The sequence below is a fragment of the Methylobacterium sp. A52T genome, from assembly GCF_053346095.1.
The window spans coordinates 1-1,686 of the sequence record NZ_JBKFBI010000287.1; the positions used below are offsets into that span (position 1 = coordinate 1).

Consider the following 1,686-nt stretch of genomic DNA (forward strand, 5'->3'; position numbering starts at 1 on the left):
ATGGCGCCCCCCGGAGGGCGGAGGAGCCGGTGAGCGCCCAGGCTGTGGCCGAGGCGATCGAGGCGGCGCCGGCCGCGGCCGCCGTGACCCAGACCGAGACCGCGGTGGACCTGCCGGTGGCCCCGGTCGAACCCGCGGAGCCGGCGGCCGAGCGGGCGACCGTCGGCGCGCAGGCCGAGGCCGGCTCGCCCGAGGCCGCTCCCGCCGAGCCGGCGCCCGAGCCCGTGGCGATCGTGCTGACGCCGCCGTCCGATCCGGACCGGCCGAAGCGCGCCGGCTGGTGGTCCCGCACCAAGGCGGCCCTGACCGGCGAATGAAGCATTGCGCCCCCTGATAGAGCGCTATCAGGGGGCGCAACTTCTCGAAGAAGACCAGTTGCGCTGCACCGATGCGCCGCAACGCTTGTCGAGAGACTTGTCTATCCTTCACCATTGGTTGAAGGTTCCGTGTGACCATGCGCCCCGATTAGAGTGTCGGAGAGGCCCGCATGTTCAGTTTGCGCCGGCAGCGTCAGATCCCTGACGCGCTAGCAACCCCGGTGACGGCGACCGCCCCGGTCGAGACGGCGGCGGCCTTGCCGGTCGAGGCGGCCCCGAACCCTGTCGCGGAACTGGCCGTCGATCGGGAATGGCTGACCCTCCTGGCGCGCCTGTCCGCCTCCGCGTCCGACGCCGGCACCTCGATCGGCTGGATGACCCACGACGCCTCCGGCACCGCCGAGCAGGCTCGCCTCATCGCGGCGGCCAGCGAGGAACTCGCCGCGACCACGGGTGAGATCGCCGCCCGCTCCTCCTCGGCGGCCGAGATGGCCGAGACGGCCCGGGCCGGCATCGCCACCTGCGTGGGCGACCTGCACCGGGCCACCGACGGCATGCGCGGGATCGAGGAGGGCACCGAGGAGATCGGCAGCCGACTCGACAGCTTCTCGACCGCGGCGCTGCGGATCGAGGAGATGGCCGGCACCATCGCGGCGATCTCGGCCCAGACCAACCTGCTGGCGCTCAACGCCACGATCGAGGCGGCGCGGGCCGGCGAGGCCGGCCGCGGCTTCGCGGTGGTCGCCGCCGAGGTGAAGACGCTGTCGGCCCAGACCGCGAAGGCGACGGACGAGATCCGGGCGCGGGTCAGCGGCCTGCGCGAGGAGATGGCGGCGATGCAGGCCGCCGTCTCGCGCAGCCGCAACGCCGTGGAGGCCGGCGCGGCCGCGATGGTGCGGGCCAATGCCCGCGTCGAGGCGGAGAGCGGCGCCGTCGCGAACGTCGCGGCGCAGATGCGCGAGGCCTCGGAGATCCTCGGCCAGCAGATGCAGGCCACCGGCGACATCGCCCAGAACGTCGGGCGCATCGCGGAAGGGACCGACAAGGCCCGCCGCGAGATCGGCGACGCCCTCGCGCAGCTCGGACGGATCGAGGATCTCGGCCGCACCCTGCTCGACCGGCAGACCGGCACCGCCGCGGATCAGCGGGTGATCCGCCTGTCGGCGGACTGCGCCGCGTGGCGGCGCGCCATCGCGGCGACCCTGGTCGGCATGCGCTCGACCGATACGCCGCCGGAGGGGATCGCCGCCGACGCGACGCGGCCGGCCGCCATCGAGAAGCCCCTGGCGCAGGCCCGCGAGCAGGCGGCCGCCCCCGGCCGCCCCGGGCGCCGGCCGGGGCGGGGCCCGGGGGCGCCCCCGCCCCCCCG

The 1,686-nt window shown here is 75.3% G+C and carries 2 protein-coding genes; both read left to right on the plus strand.

From position 1 onward, the window contains the following. Window positions 1-317 (plus strand): hypothetical protein (locus ACLBYE_RS30375; RefSeq protein ID WP_447697013.1); only part of this gene is annotated, 317 nt, incomplete at its 5' end. Window positions 318-487: 170 nt separating this feature from the next. Then, on the plus strand, window positions 488-1,686 hold a 1,199-nt coding region (locus ACLBYE_RS30380), incomplete at its 3' end, for a methyl-accepting chemotaxis protein (RefSeq protein WP_447697014.1).